Source organism: Mycobacterium sp. (assembly GCF_008709575.1).
Taxonomy (GTDB): Bacteria; Actinomycetota; Actinomycetes; order Mycobacteriales; family Mycobacteriaceae; genus Mycobacterium.
Genome location: NZ_VYIK01000116.1, coordinates 1 through 3,423 on the forward strand (window position 1 = coordinate 1; position 3,423 = coordinate 3,423).

Annotated in this window: 3 protein-coding genes and 1 pseudogene; 3 read left to right on the plus strand and 1 reads right to left on the minus strand. The window is 68.2% G+C overall.

Annotated features, from left to right (window positions below; genetic code table 11):
* The 3 genes from F6Q13_RS16930 to F6Q13_RS16940 all read left to right on the plus strand — a co-directional run.
* A partial coding sequence (locus F6Q13_RS16930; protein ID WP_293059029.1) for a fatty acyl-AMP ligase occupies nucleotides 1-1,562 on the plus strand: 1,562 nt, incomplete at its 5' end.
* Nucleotides 1,563-1,610: 48 nt separating this feature from the next.
* Nucleotides 1,611-2,162, plus strand: coding sequence for a hypothetical protein (locus F6Q13_RS16935; RefSeq protein WP_293059032.1), 552 nt, complete (start codon nucleotides 1,611-1,613; stop codon nucleotides 2,160-2,162).
* Nucleotides 2,163-2,238: 76 nt separating this feature from the next.
* Complete coding sequence (locus F6Q13_RS16940) at nucleotides 2,239-2,493, plus strand: hypothetical protein (RefSeq protein ID WP_293059035.1); 255 nt, start codon at nucleotides 2,239-2,241, stop codon at nucleotides 2,491-2,493.
* A 207-nt stretch (nucleotides 2,494-2,700) separates the two neighbouring features.
* Here the strand turns inward: F6Q13_RS16940 and F6Q13_RS16945 are convergent.
* Nucleotides 2,701-3,423: pseudogene (locus F6Q13_RS16945) on the minus strand (Asp-tRNA(Asn)/Glu-tRNA(Gln) amidotransferase GatCAB subunit B); the annotation flags it as partial.

Below are 3,423 nucleotides of genomic sequence, written 5' to 3' on the forward strand. Positions count from 1 at the left end.
GCGCGATCGCGGTGCCGGTGCATGAGCGGCTGGCTCCGCGGCTGCGGTGGGTGGTCCCCGATGCCCAACCCGGCTTCGCGCTGGCCACCCCCGCGACACAACCCGAGGTGCGGGCCGCGGTGGACATTCTCGCCGCGGAGCGGCCGCTGCACTGGTGCAGCACGGACACGGGCGACGCCGACACGTGGGTGATGCCGGATATCGACCGGGATACCGCCGCGATGGTGCAATACACCTCGGGCTCCACCCGCTCCCCCAAGGGTGTGGTTCTCAGCCACGCCAACCTGCTGCACAACCTGGCGGCCATTCACCAGGCCTGGCCCGGTGACGAGCACGACATCGGCATGTTCTGGTTGCCGCCGCACCACGACATGGGGCTCATCGGCGCCGTCCTGGAGATGCTCTACATCGGCGGCACGTCGGTGCTGATGTCGCCGACCTCGTTCATCCGGCGCCCGATGCGCTGGCTGGAAGCCGTCTCCCGACATCGTGCCACTGTCACCGTCGCCCCGAACTACGCCTACAACCTCTGTGTCGAGCACAGCACCGCGGCCGAGCGCGCCGCCCTGGACCTGTCCACCCTGTCTACCGCGATGAGCGGCGCCGAACCCGTGCGTGAGGCCACCCTTCGCGCATTCGCCGACGCGTTCGCCCCGGCCGGTTTCCGGCCTGAGGCGTTTCTTCCGGTGTACGGGCTGGCCGAGGCCACCCTGCTGGTGTCGGGCAGGTCGGACTCTGCGCTGCCGACGGTTGTTCACGTCGACCGCGCCGCACTGGGCGAGGACCGCGTCGTCGAGGCCGCGCCCGACGACGCCACCGCGGCGAGTGTGGTGGGGTGTGGTCGGCCCCGCGGCGACCAGCGGATTGTCATCGTCGACCCGGAGACCCGGCTGCCCCGCGGACCCGACGAGGTCGGGGAGATCTGGATCGCCGGGCCCAGCGTCGCCCAGGGCTACTGGGGACGACCCGAGGAGACCGAGCAGACCTTCGCGGCGGTTGTGGCCGACACCGGCGAGGGACCATTCCTGCGCACCGGGGACCTGGGTTTTCTGCGCGACGGCGAGCTGTTCGTCGCCGGGCGATGCAAGGACCTCGTGATCATCCGCGGCGATCACTACTACCCCAACGACATCGAGGACACCGTGCAGAGCTGTCATCCGGCCTTGGTGTCGGGCCGCGGCGCGGTCTTCGCGGCGGCACCCACCGGCGGTGCCGCCGACCAGCTCGTCGTCGTGCAGGAAGTGGACCGCGACCGCATCGGCGAGGCCGAACTCACCGAGATGGTGCAGGCCGTCCAGGCCGCGCTCACCCAACACCACGGGATCGCGGCAGACTCGGTGGTCCTGGTGGCGCCGATGCGGATCCCGACCACGTCGAGCGGCAAGATCCAGCGCGGGCTGTGCCGCCAGCAGTTCCTCGACCGCACGCTCGAGACGCTGGCCGAGTGGCACGCCCCGGCCGACAACGGCGTCCCGGCCGAGAAGCTGGCCGCGGCGATCAAAATCGCCGGGCTCGTCAAACTCGCCTCCGCGCTGCAGCAGCGCTCCGCCGGCCAAGGCTGACGGCACTTGTTGCACACAAGTCCGGCAGCGCCTAGATTGCTCTCCCATATGACCACCGTGTCTTGTTCCCGACGGACGCCTGACCGGCGCCGCCGCCGCAAGGCTGCTACTGGTGCCAATGCGGCCATCGTCATCGGCGGCGCCATCGCGGCTGCGATGACCTGCACAGGTATCGCTTCTGCTGACAGCCTTGTTCCGGTGCCGGCCGCCGACGAGGACCCCTTCCTGCAGCTGGTGCAGACAATCGATCCCGACGCTTTCAACGCAGCCGGCGACCCCACCGACTTCATCGGCATTACCGCCAGCCAAATCAACACCGATTTGGCAGATACTGTTTTTGGCCCTGAGCTGAACACGATCGCCGGTCAGATCCTCGCCGGCGATTTTTTGGCGTCATCGCCCACTGACGTCGACGCCTTCCAGATTCTGGTGCAGACCTTCGTCAACCCGGACGCGTTCAATGCAGCCGGTGACCCCACCGACTTCATCGGCATTATCGCGAGCCAACTCGACTCGCTGTTGGCAGATACCGTTTATGGCCCCGAGCTGGACACCATCGCCGATCAAATTATCACCGCGTTCGGTGCGGTCGTGCCCTGATCCGCGCTGGAGCACCGGTTCGCGAAGCCCTGTTTGGCACCCTGAACTGGCGTAGCAACGGTGCGACAGTTGTGGTGTGGTCCAGCAGATCACTCAGCGGGAGTTACGGAACAACAGTGGCGAGATCATGCGCCAGCTGGACCGGGGCGAGTCGTTCGTCGTGACCAGGAATGGAATCCCGGTCGGTGAACTGTCCCCGCTGCGGCGGCATCGATTCGTCAGCGCCGAGGCGGCCGTCGCGGCGTTCAGCGGAGCTCCACGGGTCCGTTTCGACCGGTTCTGCGCCGACCTCGATCGGGCCGTCAGCCAAGAGATCGCGCCTCGTGGCTGAGGCCTCTCGTCTGCCGAGGGGACTCGTCGACACCTCGGTCGTGATCGATCTGGATCACCTCAACGCCGAGCAGCTACCCCTGCAACTGGCGATCAGCGTCCTTACCATGGCTGAGCTCGCCGCCGGCCCGCACGCGACGTCCGACCCTGACGAGCGCGCACGACGGCAAGACCGCCTACAACGAGCCGAGGCCGGTGCCGATCCCCGTCAGCTGCAGGCTTTAAGCACCAGTTCGCGCACCCGCGCCGCGTCGGCCTGGCCCTTGGTCGCCTTCATCACCGCGCCGACGATCGCCCCCGCCGCCTGAACCTTGCCGCCGCGGATCTTCTGCGCCACATCGGGATTGGCAGCCAGGGCTTCCTCGACCGCCGCCTGGATCAGCGAGTCGTCGCGCACCACCGCCAGTCCGCGGGCGGTCATCACCTGCTCGGGCTCACCCTCACCGGCCAGCACTCCCTCGACCACCTGGCGGGCCAGCTTGTTCGACAGTTTGCCCTCGTCGACCAGCGCCACCACCGCGGCGACCTGGGCCGGGGTGATGGGCAACGCGTCGAGGTCGACACCGGCTTCGTTGGCCTTTTGCACCAGGAAGTTTCCCCACCAGGCGCGGGCCTTGTCGCTGGGGGCGCCGTGCTCGACGGTTGCGGCCACCAGTTCAACCGCGCCGGCGTTGACCAGGTCCCGCATCACCTCGTCGGAAACGCCCCACTCCTGCTGAATCTTCTTGCGGCGCAACCAGGGATATTCGGGGATAGTTTCGCGCAGCCGCGCCACCAGCTCGGCGCCGGGCGCGATCGGCTCCAGGTCGGGCTCGGGAAAATAGCGGTAGTCCTCGGCGGTTTCCTTGGTGCGGCCCGGGCCGGTGTGCCCGTCCTCGTGGTAATGCCGGGTCTCCTTGGTCACCCGCCCCCCGCAGGCCAATACCGCACC

Excerpts from the sequence above, each read along its gene's own strand:
- F6Q13_RS16935 (WP_293059032.1), top strand. The coding sequence starts at position 1,611 with ATGACCACCGTGTCTTGTTCCCGACGGACGCCTGACCGGCGCCGCCGC.